Source organism: Aeromonas sp. R2-4 (genome assembly GCF_040908365.1).
Taxonomy (GTDB): Bacteria; Pseudomonadota; Gammaproteobacteria; order Enterobacterales; family Aeromonadaceae; genus Aeromonas; species Aeromonas veronii.
This window is the reverse complement of record NZ_JBFODO010000034.1, coordinates 14,562-37,706: the sequence shown is the minus strand read 5'-3', so window position 1 is coordinate 37,706 and position 23,145 is coordinate 14,562. Positions and strand designations below refer to the sequence as shown.

Here is a 23,145-nt window from a genome sequence, read left to right as displayed (position 1 = left end):
TCATATTTGGCTCGGCGATTCGTCATTGAGGCCAGTCTAGATAATCCACACAGCGGACTTAATCGGAATAATCTGATACTGCCAAAGTATTTTTTCTGCAAACAATCAGACAATTCCTACAGCCAGCTTTCAACATCCTCCCCTATTATCTGAAATCATCTCAGTCAGCAGGGAAGTGACATGTTTGCGTTTAAAGAAGAGTTTCCGGTCGGTGACGTGGCATCCCTGACGACAGCGGACACTGCCGTGCCCTTTTATCAGCCAATCGTTAACCGGGATCGCCAGATCATCGGCTTTGAGGCGCTGGCCAGACGCTGGGAACCCCGCCAGCAGCGCTATCAGGGAATAGACTTTCCCTCTCTCAGCGATGACGAGTCCCTGCATGTGGATATCGTTATGCTCAGAGCCATTCTACGCGACCTGCCAGCACTGGCATGCCATGCTCCTTGTACCCTCTCGATAAACCTCAACCCCGCTTTTGAGAGCACTACATATAAGAACCTGCTGTTACTCACTCTCTTGCAGGCCCGCAAGCTGGATATCGCAATCTGGTTCGAGGTGGTGGAGTACGCCCCGCTAGAGCGCAAGGAGTTGGCCCTGATCGAGGTACTGCGCAGCCACGGTGCCCATATCGCCTGCGATGACTTTGGCACCCAGGAGTGCAATTTTCAGCGAGTGATGGCGCTCCCCTACGAGGTCATCAAGCTGGATCGCTCCCTGCTGCTGCAAGCGACTAGGAGTAGCCATGCCTTGCGCATGCTGACCGGACTGGTGGAGTACCTGCAGCGACTCGGCATGAAGGTGGTGTGCGAAGGGGTGGAAAACCAGACCCATATCGAAATTGCCGACCAGCTCGGCTGTGACTATCAACAGGGTTACGTCTACGCCATGCCCGCCCCCCTCTCCCGTTGGGCCTGAGCGGCTGTTTCATTTCGGCATTCTGTCGGCTCGCGCTGCCAACAATTTCCTGCCAAATTGCATGATGACGTGGGGGCGAGTACAATCTCGCACCCCGAATATCCGGCGCATCTTCTGTAGATAGGCCCGGATATGCCGTCATCGGGTCGCGCTGCATTGAGCCTCTTCTCTGAGAGCTTTTTGCACCGCAACTCAACCACTACGATGCCATCAGGTGGCATCGTCCTGATTTGCAATCAGATATAAAGAGTCCGCCATGTTTAAACCAGAATTGCTCTCCCCCGCAGGTTCCCTCAAGAACATGCGTTATGCCTATGCCTATGGCGCTGATGCCGTCTATGCCGGTCAGCCCCGCTACAGCCTGCGGGTGCGCAACAACGAATTCGATCATGAAAACCTGCAGCTGGGCATCAACGAAGCCCATGCGCTGGGCAAGCAGTTCTATGTGGTGGCCAACATCCAGCCCCACAACTCCAAGCTCAAGACCTTTATCCGCGACATGCGCCCTGTGGTGGAGATGAAGCCGGATGCGCTGATCATGTCCGACCCAGGTCTTATCATGATGATGCGTGAAGCCTTCCCGGATATGCCCATTCACCTCTCGGTGCAGGCCAACGCGGTCAACTGGGCCACGGTGAAGTTCTGGCATCAAATGGGCCTGACCCGCGCCATCCTCTCCCGCGAGCTGTCGCTGGACGAGATTGACGAGATCCGCATGCAGGTGCCGGAGATGGAGCTGGAGGTGTTCGTCCATGGCGCGCTGTGCATGGCCTACTCCGGCCGCTGCCTGCTCTCCGGCTATATCAACAAGCGTGACCCCAACCAGGGCACCTGCACCAACTCCTGCCGCTGGGAGTACAAGGTACACGAGGGTAAAGAAGATGACGTGGGCCAGATCGTCCACCGTCAGGAGCCCATCGCAGTGCGTCCGGACAACACGCTAGGCCTTGGCAAGCCGACTGATGCCCTTGTGCTGCTGGAAGAGTCCAACCGCCCGGGCGAGTACATGAGCGCGTTCGAGGACGAACACGGCACCTACATCATGAACTCCAAGGACTTACGCGCCGTCGAGCACGTCGAGCGACTGACCAAGATGGGCGTTCACTCCCTGAAAATCGAAGGGCGCACCAAATCCTTCTACTACTGCGCACGTACCGCTCAGGTTTACCGCAAGGCCATCGACGATGCGGTAGCGGGTCGTCCGTTCGACCGCAGCCTGATGGGTACCCTCGAAAATCTGGCCCACCGCGGCTATACCGAGGGCTTCCTGCGCCGTCACAACCACAGCGAATACCAGAACTACGACTACGGCTACTCCGTCTCCGACACCCAGCAGTTTGTCGGCGAGATCACCGGTCGCAAAGGTGACATGGTCGAGGTCGAGGTGAAGAACAAGTTCCTGGTGGGCAACAACCTGGAGCTGATGACCCCGCAGGGCAACGTCCGTTTCAATCTGGAGCAGATGGAGAACCGCAAGGGCGAGCTTATCGATACCGCACCGGGCAACGGTCACGTGGTCTATGTGCCGGTCCCGAAAGATCTGGATGTGAACTACGGCATTTTGCTGCGCAATCTGGGCGACAGCCAGGATACCCGTAACCCGCATACGGCGGCCTGAAATGGCGCTGCTCATCACCGACAAGTGCATCAACTGTGACATGTGCGATCCCGAGTGCCCCAACCAAGCTATCAGCCTGGGTGAGGAGATCTACGAGATCGACCCCAGTCGCTGCACCGAGTGCGTCGGTCACTATGAGAAGCCGACCTGCATCAGTGTCTGCCCTATCGACTGCATCATCTGGGATCCCGCTCATGTGGAGACCGAAGATCAGTTGATGGAAAAATTTGTGCGGATGCACAGGCAGTAGCTGATGCACAGACCGTAAAACGAAAAAAAGGCCGAGCAATCGGCCTTTTTTGATCCTGCGTGCAGCGGCTGGCTATCACTTGCCGACCAGCCGGATCAGTTTGTCCAGCTCCCGCTGGGCCTCCAGCATCCGGGTCTGGGACTCCTCCAGCCTGGCCTGCCGCTTGGCAATCTTCTCCGGTTTGCCACTGACTCTCGCCTCCTGCAGCGCGAGCAGACGCTCATCCACCTCGCCACGCAGTTTGTTAACCCGCTCTTTCTGCTCCTTGAGCAGACCTTCATCGGTACAGTTGGCCTTGATATTGCGCGCGGCCTGTTCGAGCCCGGCAATCTGCCCGGCATTATTGTGTGCTTTGGCAAACACCAGCTGGTCGTTGACGGCCTGCAGACGGGCCTTGCAACCGACCGCCTCACTACCAAAGGCCTGACCCGCCAATAGCAGCAAGCCGGCTCCCAATACTTTCCACATCTCGATTCATCCGGTCTTGTTTGCGAGCTGACCATAAAAACCTCGATCGGCGACAGGGTCAAGCAAGCGTGAAAAAGGTGCGACAGAAGTTGTGCAACATCACGCAATTGCCACCCTGTTGGTTCTACAATGGCGCTCTTTCCAATCGGGAGTCTGTTATGAATCAACAAATTGTGGTCATTGCCAACGGTGCCCCCTATGGCAGCGAATCCCTGTTCAACGCCCTGCGTCTCGCTATCGCCCTCAACGAACAGGGTGGTGCCAGCCTGAAGCTGTTCCTGATGTCCGATGCGGTGAGCGCGGCGCTGGCCGGTCAGGCACCGGCCGAGGGATACAACCTGCGCCAGATGCTGGAGATCCTGCTGGCCCAGGGCGTCACCATTCGCCTGTGCAAGACCTGCACCGATGCCCGTGGCATCACAGCCCTGCCGCTGATCGAGGGCATTGAGGTCGGCACCCTGCCGATGCTGGCCCAATGGACCCTGGCTGCCGACAAGGTGCTGACCTTCTGATCTCCCCCTCCGGATCTCTTGCCCCTTTAGCCTTCACCTGACCCTCCATAGCCCCCGCCACGCGGGGGCATTGCGCGCGCCCCAGCCTCACTGACTACACTATCAATTGCCACACCTGCTTGTTTGTCCCACCTCACGGACAGCGTAACGCCCAGTAATAAGCCGAGGACGATGATGAATCCGACCGAACAGACCCTGCTTGAGCAGATGAGGATCACCGACTTCGAAATTGCCCATCGCAAGGAGTTATTGCTGCTCAATGAGCAGGATGTGGCGCGGCTGGCAAGTTATTGCAGCAAGATAGAACCACGTATCGACGCCCTGGTGGATCGCTTCTACCAGCAGCAGACGGCCATCACCGAAATCGCCCTGTTGATCGGGGATGCTGATACCCTCATACGGTTGCGCACCGCGCAACGGCGCTATGTGCTGGATCTCTTCAGCGGCCATTACGATCTGGAGTACGTCAACAACCGGCTGCGGATCGGGCTGGTTCACAAGCGGATCGGGGTCGAACCCAAGCTCTATCTGGCCGCCATCAACACCCTCAAAGCCCTGCTGATCGAGGATATGTTCGAGCAGATCCGCGATGAACCGGAGCGCCTCGTCATGCTGGCCGCCCTGGACAAACTCTTTCTGTTCGACATCACTCTGGTCTTCGAAACCTACATTCGCAGTCTGGTGTCGGAAATAGAGTCATCCAGAGAGAAGTCGGAGAACTATGCCAAGAGTCTGGAACAGAAAGTACGCGAGCGGACCAAGCAACTGGAGGAGCTGAACCGCACCGATGCCCTGACCGGATTGCTCAACGTTCGCCACCTCAACGAGCTGTTGCTGCTGAGCCTGCGCACCTGTCAGCGCCGTGCCGAACCCATGGCCATCGCCTATCTCGATATCGACAACTTCAAGCAAATCAACGATACCGAAGGTCACCAGCGCGGCGACGAGATCCTGCGCATCGTCGGCAACTGCATCCGTCAGGTCTTTCGCGCCGAAGACAGCTGCTTTCGTTATGGGGGAGATGAGTTCTGCCTGATCCTGCCCAACTGCAACGAGAGTCAGGCGCGGGATATCTATCTCAAACGATTGATCAACACCGTCAAGGAGCAGTTGGGCGATCTCACCCTCAGTATCGGCATAGTGCAGACCGGGCCGGAGCACTACGACGACGGGCTAAACCTGATCCGCCTCGCCGACGAGAGGATGTACGCAGCCAAGAAGGCGCTCAAAGAGAAGACGCCGGGTAGCACGCACTGAACATTCAGCATCACAGGTCCCCGCATTAACCGGGTCAGCTCCGCTCAACCACAGACGTGGCCACTGCGGGACGCTGTACTCTGGCCCCCCACTCATAAAGCGCAAAAATCGCCACGCAGAGCAGCGCCATCAGCACATAGAGCAGCTGGCCGCTCCACTGTTCGAGGATCCAGCCTCCCAGCAGGGCGCCTGCGGCCCCTCCCAACCCGGCCAGTGCGCTGGCACCAAAGTAGCTCCCCTTGAGGTGAGTGGGGGCCATCTGGTCGATCAGCACGTTGAGCAGGGGGAAGAGGATGGTCTCGCCGATGCTGAGCAGCAGCACGGCGCCAAACCAGTGGCTGCGCACCATCGGGTCCCCCAGCGCGAAGAGCAGCTGGGCCGCCAGAAAGAGCGCCATGCCGATATGAAGGCGTACCCGCACCGGCCAGCGTGACAACAACCGCAGCAGCGGAAACTGCAGCAGCACCACGGTCAGGGCGTTGGTCGCCACCAGCAGAGCAACCAGCTCGGCCACCTGCGGCATACCGGCTCGGGTCAGGTATTGCACCAGCGGCGAGTGAAACTGGGAGTAGACCAGCACCATCAGGAGATTGGCCATCACCAGCAGCAGGAAGGCGCGATCCGCCAGCAACACCTTGATGGCATCCCGCAGTCCGGGGCCTGCCGCCCCCGGCTTGCCTGTGCTGCCAGCCCGGCGAAAGCCCCAGCCAAAGGCCAGCGCCAGCAGCAGATAGCTCACCACCAGAAACAGGAAGGTCTCCTGCTGGGCGTTGATCCCGAGGGTCACCCCCAGTAGCGGCCCCAGCGCCGCCCCCAGGTTGAGCAGAAAATAGCGCAGGTGCAGTGCCAGCTCCCGCGCCTTGGCCGAGGCCAGACTGTCGGCCATCAGCGCCTTGCCGGGGGCATCGATGAGCCCCGACGAGAGGCCGCTGCCCATCACCCCGACCCCGAGCCAGAATACCTCGTGCGAAAAACCGAGCAGGCCGAAACAGATCATCGCCACCAGACAACCGGCCAGCAGTATGCTGCGCCGCCCGAAGCGATCAGAGAGCCAGCCGCCGTAAAAACTGACCAGGGTAGAGAGGGCCATCGAGCCACCCAGCAACAGGCCGATGAAGGTGGCCGAGAGGGCATACTCCCGATAGAGCAGAATGGAGAGGAAGGGCCACACCATGTAGTAGCTGGTACGCACCATGAAGGTACCCAGAATGACGATCCAGACCAGCGGGGTAAATTGCCTGAAGGTGCTCCATGACATCGCTATGCTCCATGCCCCGCAGCTCTTACCACAAGATCCTGTCATAAACGGGGAAAGCATTCAGTTGTAACAGAGGGCCTCAATAGAAACAACCTTTGCTCACCAGCAAGATGCAACCGGATGCAAAAAAGCCAGCCGATGGGCTCGGCTGGCCTTTTTATCACGGGATTTCCCTCGGGCTAGCGCCAGGGGCTCTGCTGCCACAGCCGCCCCAGTCCGGCTTCCAGCGCCTGCGCGCCCTGCTGCCCCAGCTTCTGGGTCAGGCTTTTTGGCTTGCGATAGCTAATGCCGATCACCTTGTGGTGGCTTGCCTGCGCCAGCAGGTAATCATCGCTGGTGCAGAGGGTATCCACCAACCCCAGCCCCTTTGCCTGACTTGCCAGCCAGTGCTCACCGGTCGTGACCTGATCGATATCGAGTTGCGGGCGGTGTTCGGCCACAAAGGCCTTGAAGCGCTCGTGGATCGCCGCCAGCTCCTCGCGAAACTTCTCGCGCCCCAGATCGTCGTTCTCGCCAAACATGGTGATGGTGCGCTTGTATTGACCGGCGGTGTGCATCTCGAATTCGATGTCGTGCTTTTTCAGCAACTTGTTGAAGTTCGGCATCTGGGCGATCACCCCGATGGAACCGACGATGGCAAAGGGGGCAGCCAGGATCTTGTCCGCCACACAAGCCATCATGTAGCCGCCGCTCGCCGCCACCTTATCGATAGCCACGGTGAGCTTGATGTCACGATCGCGCAGCCGCTGCAGCTGGGAAGCGGCCAAGCCGTAACCATGCACTACGCCACCACCGGATTCGAGCCGCAGCAGCACCTCGTCGCCGGGCTGGGCGACGCCGATCACCGCGCTCACCTCCTCGCGCAGGGAGGCCACCTCTTTGGCATCCATGCTGCCGTTGAAATCGAGCACGAACAGGCGGCTGCGCTCATCCCCCGCCTTGGCGCGTTTTTTCTGCTCCTCTTTCTGCTGCTTTTCCATCACCTTGCGCTCGGCCTTACTGGCGAGCGCGCTATTGAGGGCAAACTGCCCCTGCTCCAGCTCGCTCGAGAGATCGGTCACCACCAGCTCACCCTTGCGCGCTTTCGGCTGGCGAGTGCTGACGATCATCAGGATGATGGCGCCGATGGCCAGCAGGAAGGTCACTGTCTTGGCCAGAAACAGGCCATATTCGGTCAGAAATGTCACGATGGACTCCAGAATGGATCGGTTTTCGTCACATTCTAGGGAGTTTGATGGAGGTGCGCAAAAAATCGCAGCCAGTGCCCGGAAAAACCAACCCGAGCATCACAACCTCTCTATTTTCTTCACATTTTTCTTGCCGCTGGCTGGTCAAACAGGCGCGCGGATCAGTACACTTGGCGCCGATTGCCATGCACTTATGGCCGGAATTTGTTAACAGGAGTTGTCATGCTCGATTATCAGGCACCCCGCGATCTGCTCAAGGATAAAGTCATTCTGGTCACCGGTGCCGGCGACGGGATCGGCCGCGAAGCCGCCCTCACCTACGCCGCTCACGGTGCCACCGTGATCCTGCTCGGCCGCACCAGCGCCAAACTCGAAGCCGTGTATGACCAGATTGAAGCGGCCGGTTATCCGCTGCCCGCCATCGTGCCGGTGGATCTGAAAGGGGCCACCGCCGCCCACTACCGCGGCATGGCCGAAACCTTCGCCCAGCAGTTTGGCCGCCTCGACGGCGTGCTGTTCAACGCCGGCCTGCTTGGCACCCTCTCTCCGTTTGAACATATTCAGGAGAAGGAGTGGGACGAGGTGATGCAGGTCAACGTCAAATCGGAATTCCTGCTGACCCAGGCGCTGCTGCCGCTGCTGCGCCAGACCGCCAAGGCGCAGGGCGATGCCTCCATCGTCTACACCTCCTCCAGCGTGGGGCGCAAGGGGCGCGCCTACTGGGGCACCTATGCCATCTCCAAATTTGCCATCGAGGGGATGATGGAAGTGCTGGCCGACGAGCTGGAAAATACCGGTGTGCGGGTCAATACCCTAAACCCGGGCGGTACCCGTACCAAGATGCGCGCCAGCGCCTTCCCGGCGGAAGATCCCATGAACCTCAAGACTCCGGCCGACCTGATGCCGCTCTACCTCTACCTGATGGGGTCGGACAGCCGCGGCAAAACCGGCCAGACCTTTGTGGCTCAGCCCAAATAAATCAATAAAATACCCAGAGTGTTGTGCGGCAGGGGTTAAATTGAATAGGGGGCACAGGCTCCCTGTTCGAACCACTGACCATCCTATCTCCAATCAGGTTGAACTATGTTTCGTCCCAAGAGCACGTTTGAGCAATGGCGGATCTTTCAGGCGGTGGTCGACTGTGGCGGCTACGCCCAGGCGGCCGAGGCGCTGAACAAGAGCCAGTCCTCCCTCAATCATGCGGTTGCAAAGTTGCAGCAGAGTCTGGGGGTGCCCTTGCTGGAGGTGCGCGGCCGCAAGGCGGTGCTGACACCGGCGGGCGAGATCTTCCTCAAGCGGGCTCGCCAGTTGAGCCAGCAAGTAGAAGAGCTGGAGAATCTGGCCAACAACCTGGAGCGGCAGTGGGAGCCGCAGATCAACCTCTATGTCTCGGCGCTGCAACCAAGGGATCGCCTCTATCGGGCGCTGGCCAGCTTCTATCCCCGCAGCCGGGGTTGCCGGGTCAACCTGCACGAACGCATTCACTGCCACTTCAACGCCCTGCAACCGGGGGATCTGATGCTCTCCGAGCACCTGCCCGGCGATCGCACCGGTCTGCTGCTGGACGAGGTGTGCCTGCTGCCCCTCTGCGCCGCCAGCCATCCGCTGGCGCAAGAGGAGGGGCCCATCCGCAGCGACGTATTGACCAGCCACAACCAGATCAGCCTTCATCCCCCCATTCACCGCTCGGTGGACTGGAACGATGCGGATGACACCGGCTGGAAGGCGACCCACTACCACGAAGTGCTCGCCATGCTGCGCCTCGGCCTCGGCTATGCCTGGCTGCCGCGCCATCTGGTAGAGCGGGAGCTGGCGGAAGGTTCACTCATACAGCTGGATCTGGAGAGCGGCAACGAGCGCCACCTCTACACCTACCTGCTGACCCTCTCCCCCGAATCTCTCGGCCCCGCGACCGAGCTGCTGCTGCGCTGCCTGCGCAACGAGTATCAGGGCGAATCAGCGACGCTCCCGCACGCCCAGCCCCAACACGACAAATAACAGCCAGCCCCCCTGTCAGACGTTGGGCACCCGCCAGCTGGCGGCCAGTGCCACCAGTGCCAATCCCAGCGCCACCATAAAGACCCCGTGGAAACTCCACACCTCCGCCACCACACCGGCGATGGCCCCCGCCATGATGGAGCCGGTGCGGATGCTGTTGGCAAACAGGGTAGTCGCCACCCCGGCTCTCCCCGGCATCAGATCCTGAAAGTAAGACATGCCGATCCCCGCCACGATACCGATAAAGATGGCGTTGAACAGTTGCAAGGCGATCAGAGCATATTGGTCGGTGAGGGTCACCAGACCTGTGTAAAAGGCCGCGCCAGCCAGCACCGCCAGCAACATCATGGGGCGCTTGCCAAAACGGGCCGTGTAGTAACCCGCCAGCAGCATGAAGGGGATCTCCAGCGCCGCTGCCGTGCCCATCAGGATACCGGCAAGCTTCTCATCCAACCCCAGCTCGCGGGTGATGTAGAGCGGCATATTGATCAGGTACATGCTGTTGCAGGTCCACATCAGGGTTGAGGCGATAAAGAGTGCCCGCACCGCCGGATCCCGCCAGCTGCTGACCCGCTCTGTCTCTTCAGCCATCTTGGGCAAAGGGAGAGAGGGGAGCCAGCGCCACACCACCAGAGCGCAGAGCAGGTAGGCCAGTGCCGAGGCCAGGTACATCAGCTCGAAACCGTAGCCGATGGCCAGCGCGAAGGCGATGGGCGGGCCGATGACCCAGGCCAGCGAAAACTGGGCCCGCATCACCGAGCTGAACATGTCCGCCCGCCGGTTGCGGCTGTCGGAGTATTCCCGCGCCAGCGCAAACAGCTGGGGGCTAGCCGTGGCCGCCAGCGCAGCCAGCATGACCCCCAGACTCGCCAACAGCCAGTAGTTGCGGTTCCAGGCAAACAGCAAGGAGAGCGCCACCCCGGCAAAACAGCAGCGCAGGATCAGTCGCTTGCGATCCCCCTTATTGTCGGAGCGGTGGCCCAGCCACTGGCTGACCAGAATGCCCACCACCGCATTGATGGTATAGAAGAGCCCGACCAGAAAGGGGCGCACCTGCACCTCTTCGGCCAGAAACAGACTTAAGGTAGGCACCTGCAGTGCCACCGCGACGCCGGTCATAAAGGTCACGGCAAGAAATGAAAGAGAGACGGGGTCAGGGCGTTTGACCGCCGCTATCGACAAGCTCATAGGGTTACCACTGGTTGGAGGGACGATACGGGCTAACGGGCGGCAGCCGTATGAAAATTCGGCGCCTATCTTATGTCACTATCAAGAGCGGGCTCAAGGATGCATAAGCAGGTGTGCGCCTTGCGAGGGAGGCCGCGACCCCGTAGAGTGAAAGCCCATCCTGCCAGCACAAGGAGTTCGCATGTTTGATTTTGATCAGGAAGTAGACCGCTGTGGCACCATGAGCCTGAAATGGGACAAGTACAAGGGTCAGGATGTGCTGCCCATGTGGGTTGCCGATACCGACTTTGTCTCCCCCCCGTCCGTGATTGAGGCGTTGACCAAACGGGTCGCCCACGGCATTTTCGGCTATTCACGCCCCTCGCCGCGCCTGATCGAACTCATTATCGAACGGATGGCGACCCGCTATGGCTGGGCCATCGAGCCCGAATGGCTGGTGTTCCTGCCCGGCGTGGTGCCGGGGCTCAACCTTGCCTGCAAGGCGTGGAGCCAGCATGGCCGCGGTATCATCACCCCCAAGCCGGTCTACTACCCCTTCCTGCAGGCGCCGGGCTTCAATGATCGTCCCCTGCTCACCGTGCCGATGATTGAAGAGGCGGGTCGTTGGGTGCTGGATCTGGCAGAGCTGGAGCGTCAGGCTCCCGCCGCAGATCTGCTGCTGCTCTGCAACCCCCACAACCCGGGCGGCACCATCTTCACCCGTGACGAGCTGCTGGCCATCGATGCCATCGCCGCGCGCCACAATCTGGTGATCTGCTCCGATGAAATCCACTGCGATCTGCTGCTGGATAAAAACGCCCGCCACATTCCCTACGGCGCCATCAGTGCGCAAGCGGCCGAGCGCTGCGCGGTGATGATGGCCCCGAGCAAGACCTTCAATATCGCCGGTCTCTGCTGCTCCTTCGCCATTATCCCCAACGCCCGTCTGCGCTTCAGGCTGCAACAGGCGATGCGCGGCATCAGCGCAGACGTCAACCTGCTGGGTTTTGTCGCCGCCGAAGCAGCCTATGAGGGTGGCGAACAGTGGCTGACCGAGCAGCTCGACTATCTGGCGGCCAATCTGGCCCTGATCCAGCAGGCGGTTGCCCGCTGGCCCGGCGTCAAGCTGGCCAACCATCAGGCGACGTATCTGGCCTGGATCGATGTGAGCGCCCTTGGCCTTGCCGATCCCATCGCCTTCTTCGAGCAGGCCGGCGTTGGTCTCTCCCCAGGCGCCCAGTTTGGCGACGGTCAGTTCGTGCGGCTCAACTTCGGCTGCACCAGGGCACGGCTGGCCGACGCGCTGGCGCGGATGGAGCGGGCAATCCTCAACAACAAGCCCTGATCAGCCAGCAACGGGATGGGCAAGCCCCATCCCTTTTTCCCTGTGTCATTAGCCAGCGGTCAACTCAGTCAACGGTCAATTATGTCTCTACGGATCTTGCATCACCTTCTGCTTCCCCTCTGTGCACTCTCTGCGCTGCTCCCCTTTGGCAGCCAGGCGCTGACTATCGGAACGGGCCCGCTCAATGGGGTCTACTACCCGACCGGGGGCGCCATCTGCCGGGTGCTCAATGCCGGCCATGCTCTACATGGGGACAGCTGCACCGTGCAGAGCACCCGTGGCTCGATGGCCAACCTCAAGGCACTCGACAAGGGGGACGTACAGCTGGCGCTGGTGCAGTCCGATGTGTTGCACCACGCCCTGCACGGCACCGGCCCCTTCAGCGGGCAGGGGGCCAACAATGAGCTGCGCAGCCTGTTTCGCCTCTATCAGGAGTCGTTAACCCTGCTGGCCGCCGCCAATAGCGGCATCACCACCCTGGCAGATATCGAAGGGAAGCGGGTCTATCCCGGCAACAAGGGCGCCGGTGAGCAGATCACCAGCCAGGCCCTGATGGCGGCCATGGGATGGCAACCCGGGCAGTTTGCTGCCTATCAGCTCAAATCGGACAGCGAACCGCTGGAAGGACTCTGCGATGGCTCGCTGGATGCCGCGTTTGTGGTTGCCGGTCACCCCAGTCTGGCGGTCGGCGATCTGATCAGCCGCTGCAAGGTGCGCCTCATCCCCATCGAAGGGGAGCAGATCGACACGCTGCTCAAACAACACCCCTACTACCAGCGCAGCCGTATCGCCGCCAACCTCTATCCGGGACAGACTACTGCCATCAACAACATCGGAATGAGTGCCGAACTGGTGGCGCTGGCCAGCCTGCCGGACCCCATCGTCCGTACCGTGCGCGATACCCTGCTGGCCCGGGTCAAACAGTTCAGTCGGCTGCATCCCGCCCTGAGCAAGGTGACCCCCGAGCAGTTGCAGGCGCAAACCGAGCTGCCACTCCATGCGGGGATGTCGGATCAATCGCCAGCCCCCTTGCCACTGCCCCCCGAGCAGTTAACAGCGGAACAGCTGGCGCCGGAGCCGTTAACACCAGCGCCATCGGCCTCGGAGGCGGTGCCCACGACAGAGCAGGTGAGTGCCGCAGTGGCGACAGAAGCCACAGAGGTTAATCCCTTGCCCGAAGAGGCACTTGAGGTCACCCCCGAGCTCACTGCTACGCCGACCACCGAGGGTGAGAGCGTGGCCCCTTCGGCCGCAGCGTCAACGGCGCCAGCACCATCGGCTGCCGTTTCGGCTCAGTTGCCGCAAAGCGCCTCTGCGGCCACTGCGCCGCAAGAGCAGGCAACCCAGCCTGCCAGCAGCGCGGTTGCTGACGAAACCCCACCGCAGGATAAAACCGATATACTTCCCTCCCCTGCCACCAGTGCAGCCACACCGCCGCAGCACTGAATGGTCAGCGCCCACAAATGCATCAGGGCAGCCTCGGCTGCCCTGATTGTTTACGCGCGTTCGATAGTGACGCAATTGATGGCGGTACAGTCACCCCGATAGGCCTGCTCACCTTGCCGTACTGCTATGGCTCTATCACCCGGGTCAGATAGGGGTTGGGCTTCTGGATCTCCTCCTCAACCCAGTGCAGCAACTGCTTGATGGCCCTTGATAACACCTGATTCTGACGCACCACATAACCCAGACTGGTCCCAGGAAAGTCGCCGAGGCTGGTGACCGGCGCGGTGAGGTTGAGGCGCGGATGCAGGGAGAAGTCCGGCACGATGGCGACACCAAAGCCCGCCTCGGCCCAATCGAGCTGGGCGTCGACGCTGCCCACCTCCATGATGCGGCAAGGGGGGAGCGCCAGCAGCGGCAGGGACGGGTCGATCAGCGCCCGGGTGCGGGTGTCGTGACCGAGCAGGATCAGGGTCGGCTCATCGAGGGGGTCGCTCTCTCCCGCCACCGCCCGTGCCTGCCAGCGGGCAAGGCCGTGACCCAGCGCGCACCAGGTCACCTGTTGCAGCTCGGTGTAGAAGAGCGGCTCGCTGCGCTTTTGCGCCATCACGAAGCCCAGATCCGCCTTGCCCGCCTTGACCAGCTCGGCAGCCTGATCCGAAGTGGTGTTGAACAGGGTGAGGTCGATGCCGGGGAACTCCCGCTTGAAGCGCTGGAACGGCTGGATCAGCAGCAGGCGGGAGATGATGTCGCTGGCGGCGATGGCCAGCGTCCCCTGACTCAGCTGGTTGAGGGCATTGAGATCGGACTGGCAGAGCTGCAACTCGGCAATGGTGCGCTCGGCGCTTTGCAGCAGCCGCTCCCCCGCCTGCGTCAGGCGAAACGGGCTGCGCTCGATCAGCCGCACCCGAGTCGCCTGCTCCAGCCGCTTGATATGCAGGCTGACATTGGGTTGGGTCATGTGCAGTTCGGTGGCGGTCTGGCCAAAATGTTGCAATCGGGCCAGAGTGACAAAGGTTTGCAACCAATGAATATCCAGCATAAGAGTCCCTCAACCCGCAATGTGCGGGGCTTGCCAGGCAAAATCGGACGGTTTGCCGCTTAATTGGCCATAATTATATGGTTCTCTTATCAGAATTATAAAGATAATTAATTTTTCTAATCCGCATCAGGCTCCTAGGATGGACGCCTAACGTCTTAGGAGAAAGAGTCATGTCGTCTATCGTAGTCGTAGGTGCTAACTGGGGTGATGAAGGCAAAGGCCGCATCGTGGATTATCTGGCAGGTCAAGCTGGCGCCAGCATTCGCTTCCAGGGCGGCAACAACGCTGGCCACACCGTGGTCAACGACCTTGGCACCTTCAAGCTGCACCAGGTTCCGAGTGGCGTATTCAACCCGGATTGCCTGGTTGTCCTCGGCCCGGGCATGGTGATCAGCCCCGAGAAACTGACCGTCGAGCTCGAGGAAGTCAAAGCCTCCGGCGTGACTCCGAAGCTGGCCATCTCTGACCGCGCAACCCTGTGCCTGCCGCTGCACGCACTGGAAGATACCCTGGAAGAGCAACGTCTGGGTGACGGCGCCTATGGCTCCACCCGTCAGGGCATCGCCCCTGCCTACGGCGATCGCGTCATGAAAAAAGCGATCCTGGTTGGCTGGCTGAAACAGCCGGACGTGCTGGTCGAGCGCATCCAGTTCATGCTGGACTGGAAACTGCCGCAGATGAAGGCTATCTATCCCTCTTTCGAATTCACCCAGACTGCCCAAGAGATGGCCGACTGGCTGCTGGAAGTCTCTGCACCCTGGATCGACGCAGTCTGCAACGTCAGCATGCCGCTCAAAGCGCTGCAGGCAGAAGGCAAGACCCTGCTGTTCGAAGCGCAGTTGGGCGCTGGCCGTGACCTGATCTACGGCGAATACCCCTGGGTGACCTCCTCCCACGTATCCGGCGCCTACGCCGGTATCGGTGGCGGTCTGCCGGGTCTGCGCCCGGAGCGCGTCATCGCTGTGGCCAAGGCATTCAGCTCCTCTGTCGGTACCGGCACCCTGCTGACCGCCATGGAGAACCAGGACGAGTTCCGCAAGATCACCAATGAGTTCGGCGCTACCACTGGCCGTCCCCGTGATGTCGGTTACTTCGACGCCGTCGCCACCAAGAACGGTGTCGAGCTGCAAGCCGCCACCGAAGTGGCTCTGACCAAGCTGGACTGCCTGACCGGTCTGCCGGATCTGAAGATCTGCGTGGCCTACGAAGGTGCCCACACCGAGAACCCAATTTGGCCGCAAACCGCTGCCCTGAAGCCGGTTTACGAGCAGATGGAAAGCTGGAGCGAAGACATCACCGGTTGCCGCACTTTCGAAGAGCTGCCGCGCGCTGCCCAGCAGTACGTGCTGCGTATCGAAGAGCTGCTCGGCGTACCGGTTCCGATGGTTTCCGTCGGCCCGGGCCGTGACGAGATGATCCTGCGCTAAGCCGCACTTCTCATCGTCAAACAAAAAACCGGCATCCCTGATGCCGGTTTTTTTATGGCTGCCGTTTACCTTCTTGCCATAAAACCACCAAAAGGCTCAATTAATTCACCATTCGAGCTCACATTGAGCCGTTCTGCAATATTATTCTGCCCTGCTCTCGCTAAAGTGAACCCGTTACCACACGAGGAGTCACCCGATGAAATTGCTCAAACAGAGTGCCCTGTTGCCACTGCTCTGCCTGACGGCCATGCCAGCCTTTGCCATGACCCTGAAGAGCACAGATATTCACGAAGGCCAGCTGATGGACAAACAGTTCAGCTTCAACGGCTTTGGCTGCAGCGGCGACAACCGCTCGCCCCAACTGAGCTGGCAGGATCTGCCGGCAGGCACCAAGAGTGTTGCCATCACCGCCTATGACCCAGATGCCCCCACCGGCAGCGGTTGGTGGCACTGGCTGGTGGTGAACCTGCCTGCCACCCAGAGCGAGCTTGCCAGCAATGCCTCAGGCAAGCTCAAGCAGGGATTGGAGATCCGCACCGACTTTGGCAGCCAGGGTTACGGCGGCCCCTGCCCGCCCGCAGGTCACGGCATGCACCGCTATCAGTTCACCGCCTGGGCCCTGCCCCATGATCTCGAGGTAAAGGCTGATACCCCGCCCGCTATGATAGGCTACATGCTCAACAGCATGGCGCTCGGCAAAGCCACCCTGACCGCCACCTTCGTCACCCCCTAGGAGCCAACCGGATGAGCACTCCCCTGCTGCAACAGAGCCACTATCTCGGGATCCGCCAGCAGCCCCTGCATCGGGTGCTCATCTATGCCCCAACCCTCATCTGGGTCACCCAGGGGAGCAAGCAACTATGGTGGCGCGAGCGACGTCTGTCGTTTGACAGGGAGCGGTGGCTGCTGATCCCGGCAGGCCACCAGCTCACCTTCGTCAATCAGCCAGAGCAGGGCAAGTTTCGCTCCCACGCCATCACGCTGCTCACTCCGCCGCCACCAGAATGGCTGGCCGAGTCAGCCCCTTCCCACGCCGATCTGGAGGAACCCGCCGTCAAGATCACCCCCGGGCTCGCCTTCTGCTTTGAGCTCATCAGCACCATGGCCGAACGGGGACTGAGCGAGGCGACCCAGGCCGAACTGCTGCGCGGCTTCTATGCCGAGCTGCGGGCCGCCAACGCCCTCGGATTGCTCTTTCCCGCCAGCACCATGACCCTCGCAGAGCGGCTGGCACGCTACCTGGCGGTGGAACCCGGCATCGACCACACCCTGGAGGCGGTGGCCCCCCACTTCTCCATGAGCCGCGCCTCCATGGTGCGCAAGCTGGCCGCCGAAGGTCGCAGCTTTCGCCAGTTGCTGGCTCAGGTACGCATGAGCCACGCCCTCAACCTGTTGCAACAGGGCCTGACCCCGCTGGAGGTCGCCCTCGCCTGCGGTTATGACTCCCCTAGTCGCTTTGCCGCCCGCTTCAAACAGGAGTTCGGCCTGACGCCCCACCAATACCTGCACACCTGCCCTGCCAGATTGGCGAGCAACGAAAAGTAAAATATTACTTAAAGACCATTCTATGTAACCTGATGTAACCCGGTGATCCTGCTCACATTGCCGCCTCTTCAGAGTGTGATCTCGCGCCAACGATCCCTTTCCCCTTGCCATACAATGGCTACCGAACACCTTTTCACTAAAAATAAGCGTAAAAAATCTTCCTTTTAACCTACATAAACGGAATTGGAGCGAGAAATGTTTCGTAAAACTTTACTCTCGGTAGCTCTCGGCACCGCCCTGTTCGGACTGACCGCCTGCAACGATAACCAGACAGAGAGCAGCACAGTCGCCAAACCGGAGCAGGCCATCCAGTACAAGGACGTGATCAACCGTCGGGGAACACCGACCCAATTCCGCGACTTTGACAGCTACTCCAACCTCAAATACAACCCGCTGCTCGATCTGGGGGCCTGGCACGGTTTCCTGCTGCCTGCCAGCGACAAGGAGTGGGGGGGCTTTACCGGCCCCATGGTCATCTCCGAGGAGTACAGCCTCTTCTTTGCCAGCGAGCTGGACAAGCTCACCCTGAGCGATGCAAGCGGCCGCCCGTTCCCACTCACCAGCGCCCGCAAGCAGGAGGTGTACGCCATTCCCGGTGCACTGGTGCAACGCTTCGAGTTCGAGCCCTTTACGCTGGAGCTGGAGCTGCGTTATGGCGATGCCCGCACAGCTCTTATCCGCACCCGACTCATCAATCAGACCGATGCACCGCTCACCCTCAACCTCAACTGGCAGGGCGAGTTGCTCAATCAATGGGATGCCAAGGATACGATTGCCAGCAAATATCCAGGCTGGACTCGCACCATCAGCGAGAGCGACAAAGGAATCGAATTCCAGTTCGGCAAACTGCGCAGCACTTGGAACATCATGCAGAGCGGCAGCGCCCGCTATCGCATCGACCGCACCCTGCCAAGCCGCACCACCCTCGACCAAAAGACACTGGGCTACCAAAGTGACGCCAGCATTACCCTGGCCGCCAAGGGGAGCCAGGATATCTACACCCTGCAGAGCTATCTCCACTCCGCAGATGACGCCAGCCGCCATCAACAGAGCCGTCAGGCCCTGCTGGCTGACCCGGCCAGCTATTTTGCCGACTCCATCCGCCGCTGGGAGGGCTACCTTGCCAACGGTCTCTCCAATCAGGGTATCCCCGAGTCGGAGCGTCGCATCGCCGTCAAGGCGATGGAGACCCTCAATGGCAACTGGCGATCCCCGGCTGGCGCCATCCTCCACGATGGGGTAACCCCCTCCAATACCGCCCGCTGGTTCGACGGCGTCTGGGCTTGGGACAGCTGGAAGCACGCCTATGCCATGGCACACTTCAACCCGGAGGTGGCCAAGAACAACGTGCGCGCCATGTATGACTATCAGGTGCAGCCGGATGATCCGGTACGACCGCAGGATGCGGGCATGGTGATCGACGCCGTCTTCTACAACAAGCTGGCGGATCGCGGTGGCGATGGCGGCAACTGGAACGAGCGCGACACCAAGCCGCCCCTTTCCGCCTGGGCCATCTGGGAAATCTACAGCGCCACCAAGGACAAGGCCTTTATCGCCGAGATGTATCCCAAGCTGCAGGCCTACCACGACTGGTGGTACCGCGCGCGGGACAACAACCGCAACGGCATCATCGAATATGGCGCCACCAAGCATGTGGAGCACAACGACGAGTACGGCAATATCACCTTCAAGGTGCAGTACTCCAACGGTATTCCCGCCGGGCTGGATCTCTCCAGCTGTACCAGTGAGGGGGATGGCTGGTATGCCTGCGCCGGAATGCCGCTCTATCAACAGGTGTTGAACGTGGGCGGGTACAGCGACATGGATATCGGTGCCCAGCACGGCGCCGGTTGGGAGTCCGGCATGGACAACGCCGCCCGCTTCGGCTTTATCGAACCGGGCCAGCTGCAACGCTATGCCGACAAGATTTATGGCGGAGATTTGGCCAAGGCACGTCAGGACTGGAACGTCGCCTTCTTTGAAAACCATCAGGACAATGGCGATTTGATCGGCTTCTCCATCGATCAGGAGTCAGTGGAGCTCAACGCCTTCCTCGCCAAGGAGAAACGCATTCTGGCCGACATGGCCGACCTGCTTGGCAAACCGGACGACGCGAGCCGCTACCGCGATGGCGCGACCCAGCTGGCTGGTTACATCAATAGCTGCATGTTCGATGAGGCATCAGGCTTCTATTACGATCGTCAGATTGCTCAGGGGGATGTGGCTGACGGCAACGGCTGCGTCGGCAAATTGCTGACCGCTCGCGGCCGTGGTCCGGAAGGGTGGAGCCCGCTCTGGGCAGAGGTCGCAGACAAGGAGAAAGCGGCGCGGGTGCGTGAGGTGATGCTCAACGCCCAGGAGTTCAACACAAAGATCCCGCTGGGCACAGCCGCGCTGACCAACCCGGCCTACGACCCCAATATCTACTGGCGAGGCCGGGTATGGCTCGATCAGTTCTACTTCGGGGTGAAGGGGCTGGAGAACTACGGCTATCGCAGCGATGCCGAGGCACTGGTCAACAAGCTGTTCAACAATGCCGAAGGACTGGCGGGCAGCGGCCCCATCCGCGAAAACTACAATCCGGAGACCGGCGCCATGCAGGGGGCCAGCAACTTCAGCTGGAGCTCGGCCCACCTCTATATGCTCTATCGCAACTTCCTGAAACCACAGGCGTAAGCTTGCTCCACCATGCAAAAGGCCTCCGGATGGAGGCCTTTCTGTTTTCACTCAAGTTGCACTCACACAATACCTGCCACGCGGCGGGTACGGACTCGTCTTAGCCGTTCGTGAGTGGCAAAGATAGGCGTTTGGCCAGTGCCTGAAAGTGCTGGCTCACCTCAGCCCCGAACAGGGGGTCGCCAATGGCGCGGTTCTGCCAGTTTTGCTCCAGATGACGCCAGTCATCCTCGGTCAGGGAGTCACGCAGATGGGGGAAGATCACCCCCTCTTCATAGTTCATGTGCGCCTCTTGCAGTTCCACGAAGCGCTCCAGCTTGGTGGTGAACTGATCGAGGGGGATCACCGCATCCATCAGGATCATCTCCACCATCTCCTTGAGATCGGCCCCGGCCTCCAGCAGCTTGACGTGCTCCTCCTGCAGGCGGTTGGCGACCTCACCCTCCACCACCCGATATTTCAGGTAGTAGTCATAGATGAGGTCTTCCTTGGGATGGTGGTACTTGTCAGAGACCTCCCGCAGGTAGTCGATGACATCGCGCACCAGAAAATAGCTGATGGGCTCTTCGGCACGAATGGCTGCCAGCTTGTGCTTGAGCAGCTCCAAAAGTCGGGCGATGTTGAGATGATCCTTGTGCAGACTGGATAACATGGGCACTCCTTGGCTCTGAATTAATCTTATGTCCCTGAGTATACGGTCATTTGTCGCCCGAACTTTGCACTCAATCAAGTGGGATGCAGACAGATTTCCACTCTATCGGACTCTTGCCCTGTTGTTCCAGCAAGCGATTGGTCTCGCTAAAGTGACCGCAACCGATGAAACCGCGGTGGGCAGAGAGGGGGCTCGGGTGCGGCGCGGTCAGCACATAGTGGCGCTGGCGGTCGATGAAACGTCCCTTCTTCTGGGCGTGGGCACCCCACAGCAGGAACACCACCCCCTGACAACTGGCATTGATCTGCTCGATGACCCGATCGGTAAAGGTCTCCCATCCCAGATGGGCATGGGAATGGGCCTGACCGGCCTGCACCGTCAGCACAGTGTTGAGCAGCAAGACACCTTGTTTGGCCCAGGATTCGAGAAAGCCGTGATTAGGTGTGACGAAACCTGGCAGGTCACGCTGCATCTCTTTATAGATGTTGACCAGTGAGGGGGGCGTACGCACGCCGGGCAGAACGGAGAAGCAGAGCCCGTGCGCCTGATTGGGGCCGTGGTAGGGGTCCTGGCCCAGGATCACCACCTTGACCTGATCCAGCTCGGTCAGCTTGAAGGCATTGAACACATCGGTAGCTGGCGGGTAGATCACCTTGCCCGCTTCCCGCTCGGCTCTGACAGTTGCCAGCGTACTCTTGAAATAGTCCTGCTCTTTCTCAGAGCCAATCACATCACTCCAGGTCAGCACCCCGGCCTCCTCACTTGATACGGCGAAGGGCTCAGGATAGGGGGCCAGCCCGCAAGACGCAACCGTGGCTCACGCTTTCCAGAGCCTGGCGAGGCGCCCCGAGCGCTCCAGCTTGCGCAGGCCGGTATTGAACAGCAGCATCAGACGGCGCGCCTCGGGATCGGCCTTGCGCATCAGCAGGTATCCCGGTTGCGACCAGATGGGGTCGGCGGCACCGGTCAGTGACAGCGATTGGGGATGACGAACGAGCGCCTGCTGGAACAAAGTCTGTGCCACCTGCTCATCCATCACCAGGTAGTGGATCCGCCCGTCAAGCAGCTTGCCCATGCTCTCCTCATCGGAATCTGACCACTCGAGGGTGAGCCCGGCCTGGCGAGCGGCAAAACCATCGCCATAGAAATAGCCACGGGTCACCCCGACCGGCTCGTGTTTCAGCTCACCCAGATTGACCGCGGGCGTACCGGTCAGCGTCATCAGGCGAGTGGTGAAATGGCCGAGCGAGGCGGAGAGATAGAAAAGCAGCTCCCGCTCGCGGGAGCGAAACCAGGGCATGGTGACCACATAGCGCCCCTCCAGAGTCAGTCGGTAAGCCTCGGCCCAGGAATAGAAGTGAAAGCTGACATCGAGCCCCTCTTCGGCAAAGGCCTGGCGCACCACCTCACAGAGAAAGCCCTGATTGGGCAACGACTCACTGATATAGGGCGGCCACTCGCCCACGGCAATACGCACCGTCTCGGCCCGCACCGCAACACTGCTTGCCCAGCAACAGAACAAGGCCAGCCATGCCCACTTTCGCCACCCATTATTCACCCGGTACTCTCCTCGCTTTTTTTGCTGAGTGTAGCCAACCCCTCAATTAACCACAGAAAAAGCCGAAAAGATGTAGTTAAATTACTAGATTAACGAGATAAAAGATGCATAATTTGGATATCTTACAAAATCAGAAAAATGACCTATTTTTGATTCAACTCAAGAATTTAATCCCATTGAAATGGTGCTTTGTCGGATTTTCTTGATCCAGATCAATTTTGGTAATATTACCACCGTGGTATATATGACCCCATCAAAGAAAAGGTGTAAGGCAAGGGCCCTTTAAGTCATCGCCATCGACGGTAGCTTAAATACATCAGGGTAATTTCCTTACAGTTGGATTCGCGTTCCCATTGAGGAGTCATACCATGATCAAAGGCATTCAAATCACCCAGGCCGCCAACACCGCTCTGCTGAACTCTTTCTGGCTGCTGGACGAAGAGAAGCAACAAGCTCGCTGCATCTGCGTCAAAGGCGATGCTTTCGCTGCTGATCAAGAAGTGCAACTGGCTGACCTGGGTCAGTTCGAATACCGCGAACTGCCGGTTCAGGCTGAGCCTGCTGTTGAAGGTGGCCAGCACCTGAACGTCAACGTGCTGCGTCGCGAAACTCTGGAAGATGCTATCGAAAACCCGGAGAAGTACCCGCAGCTGACCATCCGTGTATCTGGCTACGCAGTGCGTTTCAACGCCCTGACCCCGGAACAGCAGCGTGACGTGGTTACCCGTACTTTCACCCAGAGCCTGTAATCAGCGCCCTGCAGTGAAGAGCTGATACTTGCGGTATCAGCACAAAAAAAACGGCCGATTGGCCGTTTTTTTATT

General features: G+C 59.9%; 22 protein-coding genes. 14 read left to right on the top strand and 8 right to left on the bottom strand.

Annotated elements, in window-relative coordinates; translation table 11 throughout:
- Positions 1-180: 180 nt before the first annotated feature.
- The 3 genes from AB5Z05_RS14120 to AB5Z05_RS14110 all read left to right on the top strand — a co-directional run bounded on the left by AB5Z05_RS14120 (position 181) and on the right by AB5Z05_RS14110 (position 2,786).
- Positions 181-918: an EAL domain-containing protein gene (locus AB5Z05_RS14120; protein WP_368151978.1), complete on the top strand. Its 738-nt coding sequence runs from the start codon at positions 181-183 to the stop codon at positions 916-918.
- Between the two features lie 256 nt (positions 919-1,174).
- Positions 1,175-2,536: a tRNA 5-hydroxyuridine modification protein YegQ gene (yegQ, locus tag AB5Z05_RS14115; RefSeq protein ID WP_368151976.1), complete on the top strand. Its 1,362-nt coding sequence runs from the start codon at positions 1,175-1,177 to the stop codon at positions 2,534-2,536.
- A gap of 1 nt (position 2,537) precedes the next feature.
- Complete coding sequence (locus tag AB5Z05_RS14110; protein ID WP_005334896.1) at positions 2,538-2,786, top strand: YfhL family 4Fe-4S dicluster ferredoxin; 249 nt, start codon at positions 2,538-2,540, stop codon at positions 2,784-2,786.
- 75 nt (positions 2,787-2,861) lie between these two features.
- On the opposite strand, the gene AB5Z05_RS14105 is transcribed toward AB5Z05_RS14110, so the two are convergent.
- Positions 2,862-3,254, bottom strand: a complete 393-nt coding sequence (locus tag AB5Z05_RS14105; RefSeq protein WP_368151974.1) for a DUF1090 domain-containing protein — start codon at positions 3,252-3,254, stop codon at positions 2,862-2,864.
- 158 nt (positions 3,255-3,412) lie between these two features.
- On the opposite strand from AB5Z05_RS14105, the gene AB5Z05_RS14100 reads away from it, so the two are divergent.
- Positions 3,413-3,766 carry a DsrE/DsrF/TusD sulfur relay family protein gene (locus AB5Z05_RS14100; RefSeq protein ID WP_005334901.1) on the top strand — a complete coding sequence of 118 codons (354 nt, stop codon included), beginning with the start codon at positions 3,413-3,415 and terminating at the stop codon, positions 3,764-3,766.
- A gap of 174 nt (positions 3,767-3,940) precedes the next feature.
- Positions 3,941-5,023 carry a diguanylate cyclase gene (locus AB5Z05_RS14095; protein ID WP_064339649.1) on the top strand — a complete coding sequence of 361 codons (1,083 nt, stop codon included), beginning with the start codon at positions 3,941-3,943 and terminating at the stop codon, positions 5,021-5,023.
- A 34-nt stretch (positions 5,024-5,057) separates the two neighbouring features.
- On the opposite strand, the gene AB5Z05_RS14090 is transcribed toward AB5Z05_RS14095, so the two are convergent.
- Both AB5Z05_RS14090 and sohB read right to left on the bottom strand, forming a co-directional pair.
- On the bottom strand, positions 5,058-6,281 hold the full coding sequence (locus AB5Z05_RS14090) for an MFS transporter (RefSeq protein ID WP_368151972.1): 1,224 nt from the start codon (positions 6,279-6,281) through the stop codon (positions 5,058-5,060).
- Between the two features lie 179 nt (positions 6,282-6,460).
- Positions 6,461-7,468, bottom strand: a complete 1,008-nt coding sequence (gene sohB / locus AB5Z05_RS14085; protein WP_368151970.1) for a protease SohB — start codon at positions 7,466-7,468, stop codon at positions 6,461-6,463.
- Between the two features lie 222 nt (positions 7,469-7,690).
- On the opposite strand from sohB, the gene AB5Z05_RS14080 reads away from it, so the two are divergent.
- Together AB5Z05_RS14080 and AB5Z05_RS14075 are read left to right on the top strand one after the other, a co-directional pair.
- Positions 7,691-8,446: a YciK family oxidoreductase gene (locus tag AB5Z05_RS14080; RefSeq protein ID WP_005334909.1), complete on the top strand. Its 756-nt coding sequence runs from the start codon at positions 7,691-7,693 to the stop codon at positions 8,444-8,446.
- A 105-nt stretch (positions 8,447-8,551) separates the two neighbouring features.
- Complete coding sequence (locus AB5Z05_RS14075; protein ID WP_368151968.1) at positions 8,552-9,466, top strand: LysR family transcriptional regulator; 915 nt, start codon at positions 8,552-8,554, stop codon at positions 9,464-9,466.
- A 15-nt stretch (positions 9,467-9,481) separates the two neighbouring features.
- Here the strand turns inward: AB5Z05_RS14075 and AB5Z05_RS14070 are convergent, their stop codons facing one another.
- Entirely contained in the window at positions 9,482-10,654 is a 1,173-nt protein-coding gene (locus AB5Z05_RS14070; RefSeq protein WP_323911576.1) for an MFS transporter, read from the bottom strand.
- Between the two features lie 181 nt (positions 10,655-10,835).
- On the opposite strand from AB5Z05_RS14070, the gene AB5Z05_RS14065 reads away from it, so the two are divergent.
- Together AB5Z05_RS14065 and AB5Z05_RS14060 are read left to right on the top strand one after the other, a co-directional pair.
- Positions 10,836-11,978: a MalY/PatB family protein gene (locus AB5Z05_RS14065; RefSeq protein ID WP_368151966.1), complete on the top strand. Its 1,143-nt coding sequence runs from the start codon at positions 10,836-10,838 to the stop codon at positions 11,976-11,978.
- A gap of 81 nt (positions 11,979-12,059) precedes the next feature.
- Positions 12,060-13,424 carry a TAXI family TRAP transporter solute-binding subunit gene (locus tag AB5Z05_RS14060; RefSeq protein WP_368151964.1) on the top strand — a complete coding sequence of 455 codons (1,365 nt, stop codon included), beginning with the start codon at positions 12,060-12,062 and terminating at the stop codon, positions 13,422-13,424.
- A 124-nt stretch (positions 13,425-13,548) separates the two neighbouring features.
- Here the strand turns inward: AB5Z05_RS14060 and AB5Z05_RS14055 are convergent, their stop codons facing one another.
- The gene (locus tag AB5Z05_RS14055; protein ID WP_042658174.1) at positions 13,549-14,463 is read right to left on the bottom strand and encodes a LysR family transcriptional regulator; all 915 of its coding nucleotides are present in this window, start codon (positions 14,461-14,463) and stop codon (positions 13,549-13,551) included.
- Positions 14,464-14,633: 170 nt separating this feature from the next.
- Between AB5Z05_RS14055 and AB5Z05_RS14050 the strand changes: the two genes are divergently transcribed.
- The 4 genes from AB5Z05_RS14050 (at position 14,634) to ygjK (ending at position 20,111) form a co-directional block, all read left to right on the top strand.
- The gene (locus tag AB5Z05_RS14050) at positions 14,634-15,890 is read left to right on the top strand and encodes an adenylosuccinate synthetase (RefSeq protein WP_005347796.1); all 1,257 of its coding nucleotides are present in this window, start codon (positions 14,634-14,636) and stop codon (positions 15,888-15,890) included.
- Between the two features lie 196 nt (positions 15,891-16,086).
- Complete coding sequence (locus AB5Z05_RS14045) at positions 16,087-16,623, top strand: YbhB/YbcL family Raf kinase inhibitor-like protein (RefSeq protein ID WP_368151962.1); 537 nt, start codon at positions 16,087-16,089, stop codon at positions 16,621-16,623.
- 11 nt (positions 16,624-16,634) lie between these two features.
- Positions 16,635-17,435, top strand: coding sequence for a helix-turn-helix transcriptional regulator (locus AB5Z05_RS14040; RefSeq protein ID WP_368151960.1), 801 nt, complete (start codon positions 16,635-16,637; stop codon positions 17,433-17,435).
- 195 nt (positions 17,436-17,630) lie between these two features.
- Entirely contained in the window at positions 17,631-20,111 is a 2,481-nt protein-coding gene (ygjK, locus tag AB5Z05_RS14035) for an alpha-glucosidase (RefSeq protein WP_368151958.1), read from the top strand.
- 100 nt (positions 20,112-20,211) lie between these two features.
- On the opposite strand, the gene AB5Z05_RS14030 is transcribed toward ygjK, so the two are convergent.
- The 3 genes from AB5Z05_RS14030 to AB5Z05_RS14020 all read right to left on the bottom strand — a co-directional run bounded on the left by AB5Z05_RS14030 (position 20,212) and on the right by AB5Z05_RS14020 (position 22,321).
- Positions 20,212-20,763 carry a hemerythrin domain-containing protein gene (locus AB5Z05_RS14030; RefSeq protein WP_005362195.1) on the bottom strand — a complete coding sequence of 184 codons (552 nt, stop codon included), beginning with the start codon at positions 20,761-20,763 and terminating at the stop codon, positions 20,212-20,214.
- Positions 20,764-20,833: 70 nt separating this feature from the next.
- Complete coding sequence (gene ung / locus AB5Z05_RS14025) at positions 20,834-21,511, bottom strand: uracil-DNA glycosylase (protein WP_005353881.1); 678 nt, start codon at positions 21,509-21,511, stop codon at positions 20,834-20,836.
- A 69-nt stretch (positions 21,512-21,580) separates the two neighbouring features.
- Positions 21,581-22,321 carry a transporter substrate-binding domain-containing protein gene (locus AB5Z05_RS14020; RefSeq protein ID WP_323916191.1) on the bottom strand — a complete coding sequence of 247 codons (741 nt, stop codon included), beginning with the start codon at positions 22,319-22,321 and terminating at the stop codon, positions 21,581-21,583.
- A gap of 368 nt (positions 22,322-22,689) precedes the next feature.
- Between AB5Z05_RS14020 and grcA the strand changes: the two genes are divergently transcribed.
- Positions 22,690-23,070 (top strand): autonomous glycyl radical cofactor GrcA, encoded by a 381-nt coding sequence (gene grcA / locus AB5Z05_RS14015; protein ID WP_005334936.1) that lies wholly within the window; start codon positions 22,690-22,692, stop codon positions 23,068-23,070.
- Positions 23,071-23,145 lie beyond the last annotated feature (75 nt).